Origin of the sequence: Mucilaginibacter oryzae (assembly GCF_003148845.1) — a bacterium.
Classification (GTDB): Bacteria; Bacteroidota; Bacteroidia; order Sphingobacteriales; family Sphingobacteriaceae; genus Mucilaginibacter; species Mucilaginibacter oryzae.
This window is the reverse complement of the sequence record NZ_QGHA01000007.1, coordinates 147,862-169,151: the sequence shown is the minus strand read 5'-3', so window position 1 is coordinate 169,151 and position 21,290 is coordinate 147,862. Positions and strand designations below refer to the sequence as shown.

The 21,290-nt window shown below is 43.9% G+C and carries 16 protein-coding genes; 11 read left to right on the top strand and 5 right to left on the bottom strand.

The features are described 5' to 3' along the window. Window positions 1–57 precede the first annotated feature (57 nt). Entirely contained in the window at window positions 58–1,113 is a 1,056-nt protein-coding gene (locus LX99_RS18320; RefSeq protein WP_109609216.1) for an AAA family ATPase, read from the bottom strand. A gap of 549 nt (window positions 1,114–1,662) precedes the next feature. Between LX99_RS18320 and LX99_RS18315 the strand changes: the two genes are divergently transcribed. The 5 genes from LX99_RS18315 to LX99_RS18295 all read left to right on the top strand — a co-directional run bounded on the left by LX99_RS18315 (window position 1,663) and on the right by LX99_RS18295 (window position 11,810). After that, window positions 1,663–2,724 carry a FecR family protein gene (locus LX99_RS18315; RefSeq protein ID WP_109609179.1) on the top strand — a complete coding sequence of 354 codons (1,062 nt, stop codon included), beginning with the start codon at window positions 1,663–1,665 and terminating at the stop codon, window positions 2,722–2,724. Between the two features lie 220 nt (window positions 2,725–2,944). Next, a complete protein-coding gene (locus tag LX99_RS18310) occupies window positions 2,945–6,415 on the top strand; it encodes a TonB-dependent receptor (protein ID WP_211319053.1) in 3,471 nt (1,156 codons plus the stop codon). Window positions 6,416–6,438: 23 nt separating this feature from the next. Then, window positions 6,439–8,223 (top strand): RagB/SusD family nutrient uptake outer membrane protein, encoded by a 1,785-nt coding sequence (locus tag LX99_RS18305; protein WP_109609178.1) that lies wholly within the window; start codon window positions 6,439–6,441, stop codon window positions 8,221–8,223. 133 nt (window positions 8,224–8,356) lie between these two features. Further along, the gene (locus LX99_RS18300) at window positions 8,357–9,484 is read left to right on the top strand and encodes an acyltransferase family protein (RefSeq protein WP_022831478.1); all 1,128 of its coding nucleotides are present in this window, start codon (window positions 8,357–8,359) and stop codon (window positions 9,482–9,484) included. A 418-nt stretch (window positions 9,485–9,902) separates the two neighbouring features. Further along, complete coding sequence (locus tag LX99_RS18295) at window positions 9,903–11,810, top strand: beta-N-acetylhexosaminidase (protein ID WP_031266398.1); 1,908 nt, start codon at window positions 9,903–9,905, stop codon at window positions 11,808–11,810. A 102-nt stretch (window positions 11,811–11,912) separates the two neighbouring features. Here LX99_RS18295 and ruvX read toward each other — a convergent pair whose 3' ends face one another. Next, complete coding sequence (ruvX, locus tag LX99_RS18290) at window positions 11,913–12,326, bottom strand: Holliday junction resolvase RuvX (protein ID WP_109609177.1); 414 nt, start codon at window positions 12,324–12,326, stop codon at window positions 11,913–11,915. Between the two features lie 193 nt (window positions 12,327–12,519). Here ruvX and LX99_RS18285 point away from each other — a divergent pair, with 193 nt between their 5' ends. The 6 genes from LX99_RS18285 to rmuC all read left to right on the top strand — a co-directional run bounded on the left by LX99_RS18285 (window position 12,520) and on the right by rmuC (window position 18,892). Beyond that, window positions 12,520–13,665, top strand: coding sequence for a DNA polymerase III subunit (locus LX99_RS18285; protein WP_109609176.1), 1,146 nt, complete (start codon window positions 12,520–12,522; stop codon window positions 13,663–13,665). Window positions 13,666–13,668: 3 nt separating this feature from the next. After that, complete coding sequence (gene ricT / locus LX99_RS18280) at window positions 13,669–15,195, top strand: regulatory iron-sulfur-containing complex subunit RicT (protein ID WP_109609175.1); 1,527 nt, start codon at window positions 13,669–13,671, stop codon at window positions 15,193–15,195. Further along, window positions 15,192–15,674 carry a gliding motility lipoprotein GldH gene (locus LX99_RS18275; RefSeq protein ID WP_109609174.1) on the top strand — a complete coding sequence of 161 codons (483 nt, stop codon included), beginning with the start codon at window positions 15,192–15,194 and terminating at the stop codon, window positions 15,672–15,674. The genes ricT and LX99_RS18275 overlap by 4 nt, the downstream gene beginning before the upstream one ends. A 69-nt stretch (window positions 15,675–15,743) precedes the next feature. After that, entirely contained in the window at window positions 15,744–17,027 is a 1,284-nt protein-coding gene (locus LX99_RS18270) for a tetratricopeptide repeat protein (RefSeq protein WP_109609173.1), read from the top strand. A 60-nt stretch (window positions 17,028–17,087) separates the two neighbouring features. Then, window positions 17,088–17,318: a hypothetical protein gene (locus tag LX99_RS18265; RefSeq protein WP_109609172.1), complete on the top strand. Its 231-nt coding sequence runs from the start codon at window positions 17,088–17,090 to the stop codon at window positions 17,316–17,318. 203 nt (window positions 17,319–17,521) lie between these two features. Beyond that, window positions 17,522–18,892 carry a DNA recombination protein RmuC gene (rmuC, locus tag LX99_RS18260; RefSeq protein WP_109609171.1) on the top strand — a complete coding sequence of 457 codons (1,371 nt, stop codon included), beginning with the start codon at window positions 17,522–17,524 and terminating at the stop codon, window positions 18,890–18,892. On the opposite strand, the gene LX99_RS18255 is transcribed toward rmuC, so the two are convergent. From LX99_RS18255 to thiL, 3 genes are read right to left on the bottom strand one after another with little or no spacing between them, the layout of a single operon-like run. After that, entirely contained in the window at window positions 18,893–19,753 is an 861-nt protein-coding gene (locus LX99_RS18255) for a hypothetical protein (RefSeq protein WP_109609170.1), read from the bottom strand. Between the two features lie 31 nt (window positions 19,754–19,784). Beyond that, window positions 19,785–20,222 carry a hypothetical protein gene (locus LX99_RS18250; RefSeq protein WP_109609169.1) on the bottom strand — a complete coding sequence of 146 codons (438 nt, stop codon included), beginning with the start codon at window positions 20,220–20,222 and terminating at the stop codon, window positions 19,785–19,787. Then, window positions 20,223–21,269, bottom strand: a complete 1,047-nt coding sequence (gene thiL, locus LX99_RS18245; protein ID WP_109609168.1) for a thiamine-phosphate kinase — start codon at window positions 21,267–21,269, stop codon at window positions 20,223–20,225. Window positions 21,270–21,290 lie beyond the last annotated feature (21 nt).

Here is a 21,290-nt window from a genome sequence, read left to right as displayed (position 1 = left end):
ATTAAACGCCCTTTTTCTTAAAGCCCTCCCTCCCGGGGAGGGTTTGGGTGGGGCAGCCTACGGTACCTCTATCGCGTTCAGGATACCGGTAATGATGTCCTCGCTGGTGATGTTTTCGGCTTCGGCTTCGTAGCTTAAGCCGATACGGTGCCTTAATACATCATGACAAACCGCGCGAACATCTTCCGGGATTACATAACCGCGGCGTTTGATGAAAGCGTAAGCCTTTGAGGCCAGCGCCAAACTGATACTTGCCCTTGGCGAAGCGCCAAAAGTGATCAGTGATTTGTATTTGGCCAGTTTAAACTGATCAGGGAAACGGGTAGCGAACACGATATCGATGATATACTGCTCAATCTTCTCGTCCATATAAACTTCGCGGACGATCTGGCGGGCGCGTACAATTTCTTCGGGTTTGATGATGGCGTTTGGCTTAGCCATACCACCAGCCGAAATATTGGCACGCATAATCTTTTTCTCGTCTTCCTTGGTTGGGTATTTGATCACTACCTTCAGCATAAAACGGTCAACCTGCGCTTCCGGAAGCGGGTAGGTACCTTCCTGCTCAACGGGGTTTTGGGTGGCCAGTACCAGGAACGGGTTGGGTAGTTTAAAGGTAGTATCGCCGATGGTTACCTGGCGTTCCTGCATCGCCTCCAGCAAAGCACTCTGTACTTTGGCAGGCGCACGGTTAATCTCATCCGCCAAAATAAAGTTGGAGAAAATAGGTCCCTGGCGTACAATGAACTCTTCTTTTTTCTGGTTGTAGATCATGGTACCCACCAAATCCGCAGGAAGCAGGTCGGGGGTGAACTGTATACGACTGAAACCGGCCTGGATAGCTTTTGAAAGCGTATTAATGGCCAAAGTTTTCGCCAGGCCCGGAACGCCTTCCAAAAGGATATGCCCATCGGCCAGTAAACCGATCAGCAAACGCTCAACCATGTAACGCTGACCAACAATCACTTTATCCATCTCCATTACCAGCAGATCGATAAACGCGCTTTCTCTTTGTATCATCTCGTTCAAAGCCCTGATATCGGTTGAATACGATACGGGGGCCGACGGAGCGGTGGGCGCTACGCCGCCTGTATAGCTATTTTGTTGTTCCATTAATTTTTTTTCGTTTCGGTAGGCAAACTTAAACACCTGTTGAGTTTTTCGCCAACTAAAAATTTAGCTCAAATGTTAAAAATTGTTAAATACTAATGTGTTGCGGGCCGGTTATCTGTTTAACACTCATTAAGTTTGGTGATAATTGTTAAATCCGGCCCTTTCAAATCCCCAAGATACGCTATTTAAGCGCTTTTGATGTAATTAAACGTGATTTGATCAAGGAAATCGCTTTCAGAACACGTGGCTCCCATTGAGCCGGAAAATGTCTATTCATTTGCTGCAAACACGATACCCCCGTTGGGGCGCTTTTATAACTCCCGTTAGGAGTTTCGTGTTTACAACAATATTAAGGAACTATAAATGGATCAATAGGAGCCGCATGTAATCCGGCTTTTCTTAACCAATTTCCCTGTTATCGTTCCTTAAAATTCGAGTTCAGACAAAAAAATCGATGCAATCAATCCTCAATCGGTGTAATCCCCAAAAAAATTTAGCTTCCTTTTGAGGGTATCCATTTTTTTAATTGTCTTAACGATAATATTACAAATGGATAACGAAGAAGTAAAACTGCTGTTAGTAAAATACATTACCGGCGAGGCTGCCCCCCAGGAGCTTGAGCAGGTGAAGCAGTGGATTAGCGCGCACCCCGAAAACGAACAATATTTTGCACAACTTTATGAAACCTGGCACAACATGCTTTACCTGCAGCCAAAGGTGGTAAATAAGTATAATGCTTACGATAAATTTTCAGGTAAGATTGAGCCGCAAACACAAACCCGCTATTCACGGCTCATTTACTGGGGTAAGGTTGCCGCCTGTGTAGCTTTGCTTACAGCGCTTTCGGTTACTTTTTATAAGCGCTATTCAAAAAACATACAAAGCGTAAAACAAATAGCGGTTAACCATGGCTACATAAAAAAAGTTGTGTTGAGCGATGGCACCCTGGTTTGGTTAAACGCCGGCAGCAAGCTCAATTATACCGCCGATTTTGGTAAAACAACCAGAACCGTTTATTTGGAAGGCGAAGCTTTTTTTGAAATAGCGCCGGGCAAAAAAGAGATCCCCTTTATAGTTAATACCAAAAACTATACGGTGAGGGATATCGGTACCAAATTCAATCTTAAAGCCTATGCTACCGATCAGTTTTTAGAAACCACGGTTGTAAAGGGCGAGGTATCTGTTGAAGGTAACGCCGAAAGCAGTAACCGCGAAATGAACCGCATTTACGTAAAGCATCACCAGGTATTGCGTATTTATTACCAGCCTAAAAAAGAAAGCTACAGCTACACTGCCCCGGATACTAAAAACATGAACGAGATCCAGGTTACCGAGGTTGACGAGGCCAAATTAAACCTATACGACGGCTGGAAGGATAACCTGCTGGTATTTGAAGATGCAACGCTTAAAGAAATGGCAGGCGTACTGGAAAGGCGCTACAATGTAACCATCCATATCAACAACGACGAGATTGCCAACATTCGCTATTCGGGCAGCTTTAAAAATGTGCCTGATATTGAAAAAGTACTGTCGCTTATTATGGAGAACACCCCCATTGATTATACCCGGAACGGAGACGTAATTAATATCACTAAAACCAACAATAACTAAACACATGAAAAACAACTGAAATATGAAGAAAAACTAACGCTCTTATAACAAAAAAAAAACCCGGATGTGCTACCAACACAACCCGGGCTTATAAACAATCAAAGCTAATACCCTAAGCTTGGGGAAGCACCGTATTAACTGATTAACAAACAAATTTATGATTAATTTTTACAGAAAGTCCGCTCTGGCTGCAGGCCTGTGGCAAAAAACTATCAAAATTATGAAGCTGGTAACCGTTCTGCTCTTAACGGGCATTATGCAAATACACGCTGCCGCTTACTCGCAAAACGTTTACAACTTTAATGTAAACAATATCTCTGTGAAGCAAATGTTTAAGCAGATTGAAAAAAGCAGTAAATACACTGTTTTTTACCGGCTTGACCAGGTAGATGTTGACAAAAAAATAAGCGTCGCTGTGCAGGATGCTTCCATCGAATCGGTAATGAAGCAGGTTTTGCAAAAGCAGGCGCTTACCTTCCAGGTGGTGGATGATATTATTGTAATAAAACCTGCTAATGATAAGCCTATCGTTACCGTAACGGTTACAGGTGTGGTAAAAGACGTGAAAGGCTTACCGCTGCCAGGCGTGGCTGTAAAATTAAAAGGCAGTAATTTAGGAACCGTTACCGATATTAACGGTAAGTATTCCCTTACCCTGCCTGATGGCACCGGAACGCTCGAGTTCACCTTTCTTGGCTTTACCGCTCAATCTGTTCCGGTTAATGGTCAAACCAGCATCAATATTACCTTGCTTGAAGAATCAAAAGCTTTGAACGAAGTTGTGGTAGTTGGTTATACCACCCAGAAAAAGAAGGATTTAACCGGCGCGGTAGCCGTAGTGAACGTTAAAGACCTGAATAAACAGGCTACCTCATCGGTTATTAACCAGCTACAGGGCCAGGCCTCTGGTGTTACCGTTACTGGTTCGGGCCAGCCTGGCGAGGAACCGCAGATCCACATCCGCGGCTTTAACACCTTCGGTATCAATACACCATTATATATAGTAGATGGCGTGGAGACAACCGATGTCAGCACACTTAATCCAAACGATATCGAATCGTTCCAGGTATTAAAGGATGCCAGCTCGGCCTCAATTTATGGTTCGAGGGCGGCAAACGGTGTAATCATCATTACCACTAAAAAGGGTAAGGGCAAGGTAAATATCCAGTACGATGCTTACTACGGCACCCAAAAGCCTAAAGGCGGTAACGTTTGGGATATTTTAAGCCCGAAAGAAATGGCAACCCTGAAAATGACAGCGCAGAAAAACTCAGGTATTACCGATTTTCAGGATGACCAGTACAATCCAGACGGCAGCGGATCAACATACACCCTGCCCGATTACATCACACCTGCAGGAGCAAAAGAAGGTGACCCTGCTGTTGATCCTAAACTGTACTATGTAAACCCTTATTTTACATCACCCAATGATTATAATAACTTCTATCGTATTACCAAAGCCAATAAAGCCGGAACTGACTGGTATCATGCAATTTTTAAAAATGCGCCTATAACCAGTCATAACCTATCGGTAAGCGGTAGTACAGAACAGGCAAGCTATTTGTTTTCCCTTAATTACTACAATCAGCAGGGTACACTGATAGATACTTATCAAAAGCGCTACAGCCTTCGTTCAAATACTACGTTTAACCTGTCTAAGCATATAAGGGTAGGCGAAAACATTGCTTATTCCATCACTAAAAATCCAAAAGTTGGCGCTAACGATCCCGATGGTGTAATTACCATGGCCATTCGTGAGCAGCCTATTATCCCGGTTTATGATATTAAAGGTAACTACGCGGGCAGCTACGGCTCGGGCCTGGGCGATGCCAACAACCCGGTAGCAATTCAAAACCGTTCGGCAGTAAATGGTGCTGTTGATTACCGTATATTAGGTAACCTGTTTGCTGAGGCCGATATCTTAAAAGGCCTAACCCTCCGTACCAGCTTTGGCGGCGATATCACAAACGGACACGACCACTACTTCAGCTATCCTACTTATGAAAACGTTGAAAACTCGTTAACTAACAGCTACGGGGAAGATTCATACAGCAACTACACCTATAACTGGACCAACACGTTAACGTTTCAGCGCGATTTTGGCAAGCATAACATAAAGCTGCTTGCAGGTACCGAATCGGTAGAAAATTATAACTCAAGCATGGGTGCCAACAGTAAAAACTATTTTTCTTTTGACCCTAATTATGTAAACCTGTCAACCGGCACACCTGGCAGCAATTATAGCAGCCGTAATTCGCAAACGCTGTTTTCATTATTTGCCCGTTTTGATTATGCCTATGATGATAAGTATTTGTTTAACTCAACTATTCGTAGGGACGGCGCTTCTCCGTTTTCAGAAAAGAACAAATATGGTTATTTTCCGTCTTTTAGCGGCGCGTGGCGTATCTCGCAGGAAAACTTCCTTAAAAGCTCTAAATGGATCACAGACCTGAAGATCAGGGGCGGATGGGGCATTATGGGCAACCAGATCAATATCAATCCTGAAAACGCTTTTACCACGTTTAACACCAATATTGGCCAGTCATATTACCCTATTAATGGCGGACCTAATATTGTCCCCGGCTTTTACCAGGCACAAATCGCTAATCCTGATGCCAAGTGGGAGAAGGATATAAACACCAACTTTGGCTTTGATGCTACCTTGTTTGATGGCAAGATTTCGATTACGGCCGATTATTATCGTAAAGATATCCGCGACCTGCTGTTTAACGCGCCTCAATTGGGTACGGCAGGCAATGGCGCTGCTCCTTTCATAAACGTTGGTAAAATGAAAACCGATGGTTTGGACGTATCAATAACCGGAAACTACAAAGCCAGCGCCGACCTGAATTTCAGCGCTACCGGTACGGTAACTACTTATAATAACCAAATTAAAGCCGTATCAACAGGCGCCGATTATTTTTACGGAACCCACCTGGGCCGGTTTGACAACTTTGTAAGCCGTAACCAGGTTGGCCACTCATTAGGCGAATTTTACGGTTACCAGATAGAAGGTTTCTGGAACAGCCAGGCCGAAATAAACGCGGCTAACGCGTCGGCACAAAAAATTACCAATAACCCTGACGAGGTTTATCAAAGTGATGTTAAACCAGGCAGGTTTAAATACAAAGATGTAAATGGCGATGGTATAATTACCGATGCCGACCGTACATTTATCGGTAATCCTAACCCCAAAGTTACCGCCGGGTTAAACCTTGGCGTAACCTATAAAAACTTTGATGCCAGTGTATTTTTATATGGTTCGTTTGGTAACAAGATCTGGAACAGCGTAAAATACTGGACAGATTTTTATTCCTCGTTCGAAACGGCAAAAAGCCACACCGCATTATATGATTCCTGGACACCCACCAATCACAATGCAAAAGCGCCTATCCAGGAGCTCGACGCATCTACCAGCAGCGGCTCAACACCAAACTCTTATTTTGTTGAAAACGGCACCTATGTACGTATGCGTAACGCGCAGATAGGCTATTCATTTAACCTCAATAGTCTTAAAAAAATCGGCGTACAAAAGCTGCGTATTTATGCTTCGGCAACCAACCTGTTCACCATTACCGGTTACAAAGGCGTTGATCCTGAACTTGGCGGCAGCACCACTACTTTCGGCATTGACGAAGGCAGCTATGGCAGTCCGCGCACATTTTTATTTGGTGTTAATTTTTCATTATAACAGATTATTCAAGAAGGATTACGATGAAAGCATTAAAATATATCACAACCATATTGCTGGGTACATTAGCACTTGGCGCGTGTAAAAAATCATATTTAGATAAACCGCTTACCGGCGCACTGGAACCGCAGTTTTTACAAACCGAAGAAGGTGCAAACCAATTATTAATCGGGGCATACGCCGTGCTTGACGGGCAGCAAGGTGGCGACGCCGCAGTTGGGGGCGGCGGTGCATGGGAAGCTTCGCCAGACAACTGGATTTATGGCGGTGTGGCAGGTGGAGATGCCTCTAAAGGCAGTGTGGCAGGCGATCAAACCCCTATCGAACCTATCATGAAATACAATGCCGATGGCAGCAACGGCTTTTTCGATTCAAAATGGAGGGCCGACTATGAAGGTATTTCGCGCTGCAATAATACTATCAGATCAATCATGAGCATTCCTAAAATAACCGACGCGGCCAAAACCAACTTGCTGGCCCAAACAAGGTTTTTGAGGGCGCATTATTATTTTGATCTGAAAAAGATGTTTAACAACGTGCCTTATCTTGATGAAACCACTCAAGATATCAATCAGCCAAATTCGGGCGTTGATATCTGGGCTAAGATAGAGGACGATTTTAAGTATGCCTATGCAAATTTGCCGGGTACACAGCCTGATGCAGGCAGGGCCAATAAATGGGCTGCCGGCGCTTACCTTGCCAAAACTTATCTTTTTGAACATAAATATACCGATGCAAAACCCCTTTTTGATGCAGTGATAGCACAAGGGGTAACAGCCAACGGAAAAAAATATGCGCTTAACGCAAAGTTTAATGATAATTTCCGTACGGCTACCAATAACAGCGCCGAATCTGTATTTGCTGTTCAGGCTGCTGCCAACGCCGACCCTAATGGCCCTTCGCAGGCCAACAACGGCGATATGCTGAATTTCCCTTATGGTAACAGTAGTCCGTTTAGCTGCTGCGGTTTTTACCAGCCATCTATTGATCTGGCCAACCATTTCCGCACCAATCCAACGTCAGGCCTGCCTTACCTGGATGACTATAACAGCCATGCTATTAAAACGGACATGAACCTGTCGTCAAGCCAAAGCTTTACGCCTGATGACGGTACTATCGACCCTCGTTTAGACTGGACCGCCGGCCGCCGTGGTATCCCTTATCTGGATTGGGGCTTACATCCTGGCTCAGACTGGATCCGCGATCAGGCTTACGCGGGACCGTACTCGCCGATTAAAAACGTTTACGGCCAGGCCGAGCAGGAAACTAATGGTGATAATACTTCATGGGCACCTGGTTCAGGTATTAATTATAACATTATCCGTTATGCTGATGTGTTATTAATGGCTGCCGAGGTTGAAGTACAGGTTGGTAGCCTGGATAAAGCCGAAAGTTACGTAAACCAGGTGCGTAACCGTGCCGCCAACCCCGAAGGTTTTGTACACAAATATATTGACGATGAAAATCCGACCAAAGGTTTTACCGACGAGCCGGCAGCAAATTATAAAGTAAGTCCATATCCGGCCGGAGCTTTTGCCAGCAAGGATTTTGCCTTGAAAGCTATTTATTTTGAACGCAAAATTGAACTGGCTATGGAAGGCCACCGGTTTTTTGATTTAGTACGCTGGGGAATTGCCGATACCGAACTTAACGCCTACATAACGTTCCAAAGTACACAGACCAATGACGTTAAGGGCGGAAAGTTTCTTAAAGGTAAAAATGAATATTATCCGATACCGCAACGCGAAATTGACTTAAGCGTAAAAGGCGGTTCGCCGGTTCTTAAACAAAACCCGGGTTACCATTAATTGAAGTCCAAAGCAAAACGCTTAAAGCCGAAAGCTATTTATGATAACTTACCGGGAAATTTCCCGGTAAGTTTATTATATTGCCTTAACACTCCTGCTTTTAGCTGATTATCAACTAATTTTAAATACTTTTATGGATAAATCATCATCGCGGTTTTTATCGCTGGATGTGTTTCGTGGCATGACATTGTGTTTCATGATCATTGTAAATACGCCCGGCAGCGGGGCTGCGCCCTTTTCGCCGCTTGAACATGCCGCCTGGCACGGCTTTACCCCAACAGATCTTGTGTTCCCTTCTTTCCTTTTTGCTGTAGGCAACGCCATGAGCTTTTCAATGAAACGCTACCAGGAACTGGGCAACGCCGCCGTGTTAAGTAAAATCTTCAGGCGTACGCTGCTCATATTTTTGATAGGCTACCTGATGTACTGGTTCCCCTTCTTTTCAATGAACGGCGGCTTCCATTGGAAACCGATTGCCAACACGCGCATTATGGGTGTGTTACAGCGCATAGCCCTGTGTTATTGCTTTGCCTCGCTCATGATCCATTTTTTAACCAGGCGTTCTGTCATCATCTTGTCGGTTATATTTTTAGTGCTTTATTGGATTTTGTTACTGGTATACGGCAACCCGGCCGATCCCCTGAGCATGACCGGGAACGCAGGTATTTATATCGACAAGTTTTTATTTGGCGATAAACACCTGTACCACGGCGAGGGCATCCCTTTTGACCCCGAAGGCGTGTTGAGCACCCTGCCTGCCATCGTTAACGTGGTAGTGGGTTATTATGCCGGTAAATTTGTACAACAAAAGGGCAAAGGGTATGATACCACCACCAAACTGCTGCTAACCGGCTGCCTCTTCATTTTCCTGGCCCTGTGCTGGAACATGGTTTTCCCGATTAACAAGAAATTGTGGACAAGCTCTTTTGTACTGGTTACCACCGGTCTCGACCTCGTGATCCTTTCCGCCCTCATCTATGCGCTGGAGATCAACAATTGGAACAAGGGCAACTGGGCCCGCTTTTTTACCATCATGGGTAAAAACCCGCTGCCTGTTTATGTACTTTCTGAAATCCTGCTGATCCCGGTAAGTATGATCATTATAGGGGGCACAAACGCGGTTGATTGGATCAACCAGGTTTTTTACCAGGTAATAGCGCCCGGGCCAATTGGCTCATTATTGTTTGCCGTAAGCTTTATGCTGATTTGCTGGTTTGTGGCTTATCTGCTGGATAAAAAGAATATTTACATCAGGGTGTGATGCTGTGATTTCGAATTTTTCTTTTTGGGATTACACCGATTGATTTTTGATTGCACCGATTTTTTCTGAACCGTGATTTGGGAGGGATTAGTGGATGAGTAGATTTTTTTGTGTGAACTCGAATTTTAAGGAATTATATCAATTGTAGAGTTCGCTCATTAGTTGGGCCATACTTTTCGCCCCGGCGGTCGTGTCCCCACGGCTGCATGCCGGTATTTTGTCTGAACTCAAACTTGGGGCTGTTTATTGAAATTACAAAACCAAAGCAAATCGATAAATTCTAATAATTCCCCCAAGTTTGAGTTCAAACAAAAAATCGGTGCAATCCCGGAAAAAAATCATCATTTGTATACTTTTTAATTTTATTTAAAAAGTTTAATTTGCATACACCAATTCAAAACATACTAAACTCTTTTTTATGAAGAAATTATCCTTATTGCTCTGCGGTTGCGTAGCGCATTTATTGTCGGCTGCACAGGCAAGCAAACCTGCCCTCGCGCTTATCCCGCAGCCGGTAAAGGTTACACAAACTGCCGGTCAGTTTGTGCTGCCAAAAACCATTATGGTTGAAGCAGCACCCTCGGCCGATGTAGCCAACGTAACTGCCTATCTTAAAAGAAAGCTGTCTACATCAACCGGCGCATTCATCACCATAAAAAGTGTTGCGCCAACCGCGTCCATCAGGCTGGTACTGAATAAAACCGCGGATACGCTAATTAAAACCGAAGGCTATAAACTTTCGGTAACCCCTAAAAAAGTGGTGATCCGGGCTAACGATGCTGCGGGTTTATTTTATGGCGTGCAAACATTTTTTCAGTTATTGCCCAAACAGGTTGAAGGCCTTGAGGTAGCCAAGGGGGTAACCTGGGCTGCGCCCGCTGTAGAGATTACCGATTATCCGCGTTTTGGCTGGCGGGGGTTGATGTTTGATGTATCGCGCCACTTTTTTACCAAAGCCGAAGTTAAACAATACATTGATGCCATGGTTAAATACAAATTTAACCTGCTGCACCTGCACCTTACTGATGATGAAGGCTGGCGCGTTGAAATTAAAAGCCTGCCAAGGTTAACTGAGGTAGGATCGCACAACGTAAAAAAGGTTGGTCAGTTTGGTACTTTCACTCCGCCGGCACCTGATGAGCCGCGTACCTATGGCGGTTTTTATACGCAGGATGATATTAAAGAACTGGTACAATACGCTAAAGACAGGTTTGTAAACATCCTGCCCGAGATTGATGTTCCGGGCCATAGCCTTGCCGCTGTGGTTGCCTATCCCGAACTTTCATGCACCCCGGGTGCCGACAAATATGTGGTAAACTCGGGCGAGCCTTTTATGGATTGGAACGGACCGCATAACCGGGCCATTGTTGATAATACGCTTTGCCCGGCAAACGAAGCCGTTTACACTTTTATGGATAAAGTAGTTACCGAGATAGCGCAGCTGTTCCCTTTTCAATACATCCATTTAGGCGGCGACGAATGCGCCAAAAACTTTTGGGAACAAAGCGATGCCGTTAAAGCCCTGATGGCCAAAGAAAACCTGAAGGACATGAACGAGGTGCAGGCCTATTTTGAAAAACGTTTGGAAAAGATCGTTGAATCGAAGGGTAAAAAATTTATGGGTTGGGATGAGATCATTGAAGGCGGCCTTGGCCCTAATGCAGCTGTGATGAGCTGGCGCGGCATTCAGGGTGGCATTATCGCAGCCAAAGCCGGTCATGAAGTGGTGATGAGCCCTACAACCTTTGCTTATCTGGATTACATGCAAAGCGACCGTGTAAATGAAACCAAAATTTATGCAACCCTGCGCTTAAGTAAAACTTACTCGTGGGAGCCCGTACCCGACAGCGTTGACGCACACCTGATTAAAGGCGGACAAGGCAACCTGTGGACCGAGCAGGTATACAACATCCGCCAGGCCGAGTACATGACATGGCCGCGTGGTATGGCCATTGCCGAAAATGTATGGTCGCCTAAAAGGCCTAAAAACTGGGATGGTTTCTTTAACCGGGTTGAACAACACTTCCCGAGGTTTGACGAGGCTGAAACCAAAATCGCCCCGAGCGCTTATGATCCGTCGTTCGATGCAACCTTGAACGCCGACAGCACTTTGAAAATCACTTTAACCAACGAGGTAAACGGACTGGATATTTATTACAGTTTTGATAACTCATTCCCTGATAGGTTTTATCCTAAATACACGGCACCGATAGATGCCCCTAAAGACGCCACTTTACTGAGGGTGATCACTTATCGCGGCAAAAAGCCTGTAGGCCGTATGGTTACCATGCCACTGGCTGAATTGAAGAGCAGGTTGAAAAAATAAATATAAAAAAAGCGGAAGCCTTCGAATTGATTTTCGAAGGGCTTTCGCTTTTTTATGCAGGGCCGGATAATGAATAACTGCTTTTACAGCGAAGTCAAGGCATCAAAATAACCTGCGGTTCATCCAGCTTTGCAATAGTATCACCGCCGATATGGTATCCACCAGTTCCTTATTCTGGCGGTTCTTTTTATTCATGCCACTTTGGGCAATCGTGGCCGATGCCATTTTGGAGGTGAAGCGTTCATCCACCATTTCAATGGGCATCTCGGGGAAAGTTTTTTTAAGCAGGTTAACAAACCCTTTTACATGTTGGGCCGATTGTGACGGGGTATTATCCATTTGTTTTGGTTCGCCTACAATAAAACGCTCCACCTGTTCGGTTTGCAGGTATTTTTTTAAATATTCGATAATACTGTTAGGATGGATGTTATCAAGCCCGGTAGCGATGATCTGCAATGGGTCGGTAACCGCTATACCTATACGCTTGGTTCCGTAATCGAATGCCATTACTCTCATGGGGTGTCAGATTTGAGATATTAGATGTGAGACTTGAGATTTAATTTGGTAAAGATATGTAGATTTCCGGCGCTGCTCATCTCAATTAAAAATCCGAAATCGAAAATTCGAAATCCGAAATTAAACATCATTCCTGTCTCAAATCTCACATCTCATATCTCACATCTAAAATCTAATTCCTATTTTGCACCAAATGCAGTTTAAACAAATAGTAGGACAGGAGGCAGTAAAGCAACGTTTGCTGAATACGGTGGCCGAAAACCGGGTAAGCCACGCGCAGTTATTTTTAGGCCCCGAGGGTTCGGGCAGCCTGGCGCTTGCTGTTGCGTATGCCCAGTACCTTTCGTGCGAAGATAAGCAGCCCGGCGATTCGTGCGGGATATGTTCGTCGTGCCGCAAATACCAGAAACTGGCCCATCCCGATCTGCATTTTTCGTACCCCTTCTTTGCCAAACATAAGGATGATACCGCGCTCACTTTTATTGAACATTGGCGCGATGCCCTGCTGGCCAACCCTTACATCAGCCTCGATACCTGGCGCGGGTACCTGGATGCCGAAAATAAACAGGCCAATATCAATATTGCCGAGTGCCACCAGATCATCAAAAAACTCAGCTTCAAACCTTTCGAATCTGCGTACAAAATCCTGATCCTCTGGCTACCCGAATATTTGGATAAAGAAGGTAACTCGCTGCTTAAAATCATTGAAGAGCCGCAACCCAATACCCTGTTTTTACTGGTTGCACAAAACCAGGATCAGATATTGAATACGATACTTTCGCGTACGCAACTGGTAAAAATCCCCGCCTTATCGTACAACGAAATAAAAGATCATTTATTAACAAACCATCATCAAACCGAGGAAGCAGCTGCCGAAATTGCTTATTTAAGCAACGGCAACATGACGGAAGCTTTGGCCATGCTGCAGCACGACAATAAAAATTACCACGAACTGTTTGTACAGTGGTTACGTTATTGTTTTGGTAACAAGGGTATTGAAGTAATGGCTTTTGTTGATCAGTTTGCCAAGATGGGCCGCGAAAACCAGAAAAACTTTTTACGCTACGGCGTAAGCTTTATACGCGAATGTTGCTTGCTGCTGGCCGGCGCGGGCAGCCTGGTTCACTTACCCGCAAAAGAACTGGATACAGCGCAAAAAATGAGCAATGTGCTTACCATCGACAAGGCACAATCCATCATAACCGAACTGGAAAAAGCGCATTACCATGTGGAACGAAACGCTAATCCGAAAATTTTATTTTTAGATGTATCTTTACAAATTATTAAAGTATTAATTACAAGAAACGTCCCCACGGGGAATCAATATATGCCGAATTAAATTATGGGATGTGGAAGTTGCTCAACAGGTGGCGGATGTTCGCCTGCGGGCTGCAAAAGTAACGGCAGTTGCCTTACTAATGGTTGCAGCAAATTAGATGTTTACGATTGGCTGTCGCATATGGACATGCCTGCTAACTATACTCCGTTTAAGGTTATTGAAGTAAAATTTAAAGGCTCGCGCAAAGAGTTTTATTTAAATAACGATAATATATACCTCGAAGCCGGCGAACTGGTGGCGGTTGAAGCTACCACCGGCGGCTATGATATCGGTCACGTTTCGCTAACCGGCGAACTGGTGCGCATGCAGATGGTAAAACGCCATGTGAAGGAAGCCGATGTGGTAAAAAAGATATACCGCAAAGCCACCGTTGCCGATGTGGAAAAGTGGAAAGCAGCCAAGGAAATGGAGTGGGAAACCATGCATAAATCGCGCAAGCTGGCGCTTGATTTAAACCTGAGCATGAAGCTGAGCGATGTGGATTACCAGGGGGATAAAACCAAGGCTACATTTTATTATACGGCCGAAGGCCGCGTTGATTTCAGGGAACTGATCAAAAAAATGGCCGAAACCTTCCGCATCCGTATTGAGATGAGGCAGATTGGGATGAGGCAGGAAGCAAGCCGTTTAGGCGGCATCGGCTCATGCGGCAGGGAGCTTTGCTGTTCAACCTGGCTTACCGATTTTAAAACGGTATCTACCTCGGCCGCCCGCTACCAAAACCTTTCGTTAAACACCCTGAAACTGGCAGGCCAGTGCGGCAAACTTAAATGTTGTTTAAACTATGAGTTAGACACTTATATGGATGCCCTGAAACATATCCCTGATAATGTAAATGTGTTGCGCACCGAAAAAGGCGACGCCCGTTTACAAAAAACGGATATTTTTAAACGCATTATGTGGTTTAGCTACCCTAAAGAAGAAAGCTGGATCCCCCTGCCAATTGCAAAGGTTAAAGAAATTCAGCAGTTAAATAAGGATGGCGTGATCCCCGAAGACCTGGGCGAAACCGTTGAAGTAGAAACAGCGCCTGTAAAAGTGCTGGATTATGAAAATGTGGTTGGCCAGGATAGCCTTACCCGTTTAGACGAACGCCGGAACAACAATAAAAAGAAAAACAAAAACCGTAACAAAAACGGCCAGAAAACCGAAGCGCAGCAGCAGGCCGAGGGCAAACCTGTTAACAACCAGCAGCAACAACAACGCCCGCGGCAGCACAGTAATACTAACGGACATGAAAAACAACAGGGCCAGCAAAAACAACGCCCTGAAGCAAACCGGCAGCAGCCAAATAACAACAGGCAGCAACCAGGCAACAAACCGCAGCAGCAAGGCAAACCACAGGGCGAGCCACGCCCGCAGGGAGAGGGTAAACCACAGGCTGAACCAAGGCAACAGGGAGAAAGCAGACCTCAGAACGAAGCCAGGCAGCAAGGCGAAGGCGGCGGTAATAACCACCACAAACGCCGCAGGCCAAACCGCCCAAACCGTAATAACAACAACAATAACCCACAGGCCAAACCTGAATGAAACGGGCTTTAAATATCATTTACCCGGCGGCATTGTTACTTTTAACAATGCTTGCCTGGGGTTGTACCGATCCGAACGCCATTTTTGATGATAATACCGAGATAGCAGATCATAACTGGTCGTACGTGAACCGGGTAAAATTTGATGTAAAGGTTGACGACGTACAGGCGGCCTATAATCAATACCTTAATTTGCGTGTTACCGGTAATTACCGGTACTCAAATATTTTTGTTTTGGTATCGCAAACCCTTCCCGGTAAAAAGAAACAAACCACCCGTTTTGAAGTAAAACTGGCCAACCCCGATGGCGAGTGGCTGGGTAAAGGATCGGGAAACCTGTACAGCTACCAGGTTTCGCTGCGCAAAGGCTACCATTTTCCGGCTGCAGGTGTTTATCATTTTGAGATTGAGCAGAATATGCGCGATAACCCGCTGCACGAGGTAAGTGATGTGGGCTTAAGGATAGAAAAGGCTAAGTGATATTGACGATAATTTTGTGAGGGGCAAATAAAAACTTAATTTTGATTGGTTTTTAACCCTTATCGCATAATGAAAAAACTACTTTTAATCCCGCTGCTTTTCCCATTATTTGCCGACGCACAAACCAATGCCGATAGTTTAAAACAGGTTAGCAGCCTAAAGTATTATACCAAAGCTATAGCCCAAAATCCGGGCAGCGCCGATTATTATCACAAAAGGGGCGTAGCTAACTACAACCTGAAAAACTACAAAGACGCGATAACCGATTTAACCCGGAGTATTGCTATCGATTCTAAAACAGAAGAAACATTTTTTGATCGCGGCCGAACTTATTACGCCCTCGAAGATTACGATAAAGCTATTGCCGATTACAGTAAGGCCATTATACTAAAACCAAAAAATACAGATGCATTTTATAACCGCGGATTGGCAAAACGTATTAAAGAGGATTATAAAGGAGCTTTGATTGATTATAACCAGGCAATTATTCTAAACCCTAAAGATCCCGACGCTTTTATAGAACGCGGTATTTGCAAACGTAACCTTGACGATTTTAAAGGCGCTATTGCCGATTATACCAAAGCGATAGCCTTAGATCCGAAACAATACGACGCCTATTACAACCGTGCTATAGCAAAGAATGCTTCCGGAGATTATAAAAGTGCGCTAACCGATTTGAATTTAGTTATTGAAGCCGAGCCCAATCGGGCCGACGCTTTCTTCGTGCGCGGAAACGCCAAAAGGAACCTGGAATTATATAAGGATGCGATAGCCGACTATTCAGTTTACATTAACCTCAAACCTGATGAAGCTGATGGTTATAATAGCAGGAGCCTTGTTAAAACAGACCTGGAAGATTATTATGGAGCCAAACAAGATGCCACTAAAGCCATATCACTGGATAGTACGTACTCAGCACCGTATTATAACCGCGGACTGGCCGAAGATGGTTTGAATGACTTTAGCTCATCAATAGATGATTACACTAAATTTATAGCGTTAGAGCCAAAAGATGCTGATGGCTACTTTAAACGCGGTAACGCCAAATTTGAGCTGCAGGATTATAAAAGTGCTATAGACGATTATAATGGCGCACTAAAACTTGATCCTAAATATCTCGACGCGCTTTATAACCGGGGCCTGTGCAAGCGTAATTTAAATGATTGTAAGGCTGCTATTACAGATTATAACCAGGTGCTTGTATTGAACCCTAAGTATAGCGATGCCTACAACAGCCGGGGCTATGCCAAATACCTGCTTAATGATAAAACCGGTGCTTGTGCCGATTTTAATAAAGCCCTTGCGCTTGGCAATAAATACGCACCGGATAACCTTAAAAAATATTGTAAATAGTAGTTAACTTTCGCCAACAGGACATTTTACGTTCATTATACGATACATCAACACTACCCCATGAAAAAACTGCTCATCCTATTCTGCGCTATTTCACTTACCGCAGCTGCCTGCCATAGCAACGATAAAAAAACAAACCGCGAAAGCGATACAAGCGCAGCCAAAGGAAGCGGCGGCCCTGCTGATACAACTAAAAGCTCCGCACCGGGTAATAGCGCTGTTACGCCAAATTCATCTGATACTACAAGTTTGCATGGCGATACTGACTCGGCTGTGCATCCTGTGCATTGATCGGCATTTTACAAATAAACTGGACGTTTATTCCGTTTTAGACAATCCGAAGTCGTCATTATAAGATACGAAGCAATCCCCGATAAGCAATTCGCTATGCATAGTTCGCGATTGCTTCGTATCTTATAATGACGACTTTTAGATATTACTTTTATTAGCATTTATAAAATTAAATTTGTTAATTTACTAATATTTTTATCAAAATGACTGGTATTATATTAGTAGTTATATCTCTTATTATCCTGCTCGTAGCCGTTTTTTTATTCCTAAAAAAACCAAAAGCTATCGAACTGATTTCTGCCGAAGATTTGAACCGCTTGCGTGCAGAAAACGACCGCCTTAAAATATCCCTTGCCAAAGCCGAAGAAAGATCAATAGGGCTGGCACTGGAAAAGGAAAACATCACCAATTTTTTAAAGGAAGAAAAAAACCGGCTGATTGACGAACTTTTGTATGAGCGCGGCCAACTGGCCGAGGCCAATAAATCGTTAGAAAGCGCCCGCGCTTATTACAAATCTCAACAGGAAAAACTGCAGGAACAAAAAACCGAGATAGAACAGATCCGAGCTCAATTTCAACGTGAATTTGAAAACGTAGCCGAAAAACTGCTTAAAGAAAAATCGAAAGAGTTTACCGATATCAACCGCAGTAACCTCGACGTAATCCTCAATCCGCTAAAGGAAAACCTGAAGGCTTTTGAAGATAAGGTAGAAAAGGTTTACAATATGGAAGCCGCCGAACGTAATACCCTGAAAGGGGTGATTACGCAGCTGATGGACCTGAACAAGCAGATCAGCGATGAAGCGCAAAACCTGACCAAAGCGCTGAAAGGTGATAACAAACGCCAGGGTAACTGGGGCGAGATGATCCTGGAGCGCGTATTGGAACGTTCAGGCCTTATTAAAGATCAGGAATACCGCATTCAGGCTGCCATGCAGGCTACGGACGGCACCAGGTTTCAACCCGATGTGATCATTGACCTGCCGGATGAAAAGCACCTGATCATCGACTCGAAGGTTTCATTAATAGCTTACGAAAAGCTGGTAAATGCCGATACTGAAGATGATCGTAAACTTTTCGCCAAAGCCCATATCGAATCCATCCGCGGGCATGTGACGGGCTTATCGACCAAAAAATACCACGACCTGTACAAAATCAACTCGCCCGATTTCGTACTGCTTTTTGTGCCGATAGAATCATCTTTCAGTATAGCCGTGCAACTGGATAATGATTTATTTAACTACGCCTGGGACAGGAAGGTGGTTATTGTTAGCCCATCCACCTTACTGGCCACATTGCGTACCATTGCCAGCATGTGGAAACAGGAACGCCAAAACCGTAACGTATTGGAAATTGCCCGTTTAAGCGGCGATATGTATGATAAGTTTGTAGGCTTTTTGAGCGATATGGATAGCATTGGTAAAAACATTAACCAAACGCAATCGGCTTATAATAACGCTATCAATAAATTGTCGGAGGGTAGGGGTAACCTTACCAATACAGCCGAAAGGATCAAAAAATTAGGTGCTAAAGCGGATAAGCAGATCGATCAGAAATTTATTGGAGATGAATAATTATCTGCTTTTAACATTAGCAACATATGATGAGTTACCGGCCGCCTTTGCCTTAAAAGTTATGCCCTGCATTACAAAACTTACATTAAAGTTTAGGTTTGAGCTCATACTGGTCATGTAATTATTTTTAATACTATAAACAAGTTTCCCTGTTCCTTTACCTTGTCCGCCTATAATCATTTCGACCCCGTTTTGAGTGGTTTTTAAATCCATCGCCATAAATTGGTCGATATCAAAATTGGCGCTATCATTATCAACGGATAAAAGCTTGTAAACAATTTTGATATTCATCTGAATATTAGAAAAACCTGGTATAGGTAAAGCCATAGGCATTTCCTGCGTAAATGTTTCTCCAATTTCCATTGGCTTATCCGGAAATTGTATTTTGCTGCTGATATTGTTAACAATAGCTGTAACCAATGATTTTACCTTTTCATCAGCATTTTTTCCGGATACCGAATCAACGTGTATTTTTCCTTCGGCAGATCCGGTGCCATAAATGGTTTTCCCGTTCAAAGGATTAGGCGTATCAATTTTCTGTCCATTTAAAGTCATTACCGACTCGGTTACCGGCATCGTCATGGTAAATGGAAACGATTGATCAGCCTTTGAATTTTCGGTAACTATATTTAAATCCTGAATATTATGCCCGGTTATAAGCATCGGCAATTTGGCGCTCTTTTTTATTTCGGCCAAACTTGCTTCATCGCCGGTGGCATCCATCTCCATATTGAGATCAGTTTTTACCGATAAATGGTAAGTGTGTGATGGTTTATATTTTATTTTGAAAACAACCGATTTTTGAGCAAAACCATAAGTTACCGTGAACAATAAAAAAAAAGAAATAATGTAAGTTTTCATTTTAAAGGTTTAGGTTAAATTTATATGTTATTTATTTCTTCCTGTTAAACCACCAATCAGCTTCCTTATTAATCATCAACGCCCATCCCCATAATTCGCAAACCATTTCAACTATGGTTAAAATGATCAAATAAACAGGCATTTGAAACTGCTTTTTCGCGTCAGATGTTTCGTGCAAAATACCCAAAGCATATAGTACCGACCATCCTAAAAGCAACACATTCAATAATATCAAAACAGACAGGATAGACTTTGCCCATTTCCGTCCCTCGCCGGTGGCAAATATCAAAAAGCCACCCACTAAAAAAAAGAACAAAGTAGCCGAAATATTAAAGCCGCCCAGGTAGTTATTTGTCGTTTGAATAATCAAAGCAAGATAAAGTATCAATATCCCCTTAATAAAACCCATTGGCGGCTTACCATCGGGATGATTATTCAGGTAAAATTTATCGATAATACCCTGCAGCATTTATTCTGATTTTTTGAAGGCGTTCCATCCCTGGGCTTTCAACTCGTGTACGGTGCCGCTTTTGGTAATCAGGTTGCAGCCGGCTGATGGTTCGGTGATGTAACCGATGATACTGATATCCATTTTAAATTTGATCTTATCGTAATCGGCCTGTTTCACGGTGAACAGCAATTCGTAATCCTCGCCGCCACTTAAAGCACAAATGGTTGGATCGAGGTTAAACTCGCGGGCAGTTTCAAAAGTCATCGGATCAAGCGGGATCTTCTCTTCGTACAGGTTGCAGCCTTTGTTGCTTTGCTTGCAGATATGTAAAAGTTCGGATGCCAAACCATCCGATACATCGATCATCGAGGTTGGTTTTACCTCGATACTTTTCAGTAATTCGATCACATCACGGCGGGCCTCCGGTTTCAACTGGCGTTCAACTATGTAATCTTTTCCTTCCAGATCAGGCTGAATATTAGGGTTTTCGAGATAAATCAGTTTTTCGCGTTCCAGTAATTGCAACCCGGTATAAGCGCCACCCAAATCACCCGATACACAGATCAGGTCGCCTTCTTCGGCACCATTTCGGTAAACAATATCCGCCTCATCGGCATAACCGATAGAAGTTACGCTGATTACCAAACCTTGTTTTGATGACGTGGTATCACCGCCAACCAGATCCACATTGTATTTTTCGCAGGCAATATAAATCCCCTGATAAAGTTCTTCAATTGCCTCCAACGGAAACTTGCTCGACATCCCGATAGAAACCGTAACCTGCGAAGCGATGCCATTCATAGCGTAAATATCGCTCAGGTTTACCTGTATAGCTTTGTAGCCCAGGTGCTTAAGGGGCGTATAAGCCAAATCAAAATGGATCCCCTCCAAAAGCATATCGGTACTCACCAGCACTCTCTTCCCGGCGAAGTCAAGCACTGCCGCATCATCGCCAACACCTTTTTTGCTGCTTTCGTTGGCAAGTTTAATGTTTTTGGTAAGATGGCCGATCAGGCCAAATTCGCCAAGTTCCTCTAAATTGGTTCTATCCTGGTTTTCAAACATATTGAGCCCCTCTAAATCTCC

Bases quoted from the DNA above. Each gene is read 5' to 3' on its own strand.
- LX99_RS18320 (WP_109609216.1), bottom strand. From the start codon at position 1,113: ATGGAACAACAAAATAGCTATACAGGCGGCGTAGCGCCCACCGCTCCG.
- LX99_RS18315 (WP_109609179.1), top strand. From the start codon at position 1,663: ATGGATAACGAAGAAGTAAAACTGCTGTTAGTAAAATACATTACCGGC.
- LX99_RS18310 (WP_211319053.1), top strand. From the start codon at position 2,945: ATGAAGCTGGTAACCGTTCTGCTCTTAACGGGCATTATGCAAATACAC.
- LX99_RS18305 (WP_109609178.1), top strand. From the start codon at position 6,439: ATGAAAGCATTAAAATATATCACAACCATATTGCTGGGTACATTAGCA.
- LX99_RS18300 (WP_022831478.1), top strand. From the start codon at position 8,357: ATGGATAAATCATCATCGCGGTTTTTATCGCTGGATGTGTTTCGTGGC.
- LX99_RS18295 (WP_031266398.1), top strand. From the start codon at position 9,903: ATGAAGAAATTATCCTTATTGCTCTGCGGTTGCGTAGCGCATTTATTG.
- ruvX (WP_109609177.1), bottom strand. From the start codon at position 12,326: ATGAGAGTAATGGCATTCGATTACGGAACCAAGCGTATAGGTATAGCG.
- LX99_RS18285 (WP_109609176.1), top strand. From the start codon at position 12,520: ATGCAGTTTAAACAAATAGTAGGACAGGAGGCAGTAAAGCAACGTTTG.
- ricT (WP_109609175.1), top strand. From the start codon at position 13,669: ATGGGATGTGGAAGTTGCTCAACAGGTGGCGGATGTTCGCCTGCGGGC.
- LX99_RS18275 (WP_109609174.1), top strand. From the start codon at position 15,192: ATGAAACGGGCTTTAAATATCATTTACCCGGCGGCATTGTTACTTTTA.
- LX99_RS18270 (WP_109609173.1), top strand. From the start codon at position 15,744: ATGAAAAAACTACTTTTAATCCCGCTGCTTTTCCCATTATTTGCCGAC.
- LX99_RS18265 (WP_109609172.1), top strand. From the start codon at position 17,088: ATGAAAAAACTGCTCATCCTATTCTGCGCTATTTCACTTACCGCAGCT.
- rmuC (WP_109609171.1), top strand. From the start codon at position 17,522: ATGACTGGTATTATATTAGTAGTTATATCTCTTATTATCCTGCTCGTA.
- LX99_RS18255 (WP_109609170.1), bottom strand. From the start codon at position 19,753: ATGAAAACTTACATTATTTCTTTTTTTTTATTGTTCACGGTAACTTAT.
- LX99_RS18250 (WP_109609169.1), bottom strand. From the start codon at position 20,222: ATGCTGCAGGGTATTATCGATAAATTTTACCTGAATAATCATCCCGAT.
- thiL (WP_109609168.1), bottom strand. From the start codon at position 21,269: ATGTTTGAAAACCAGGATAGAACCAATTTAGAGGAACTTGGCGAATTT.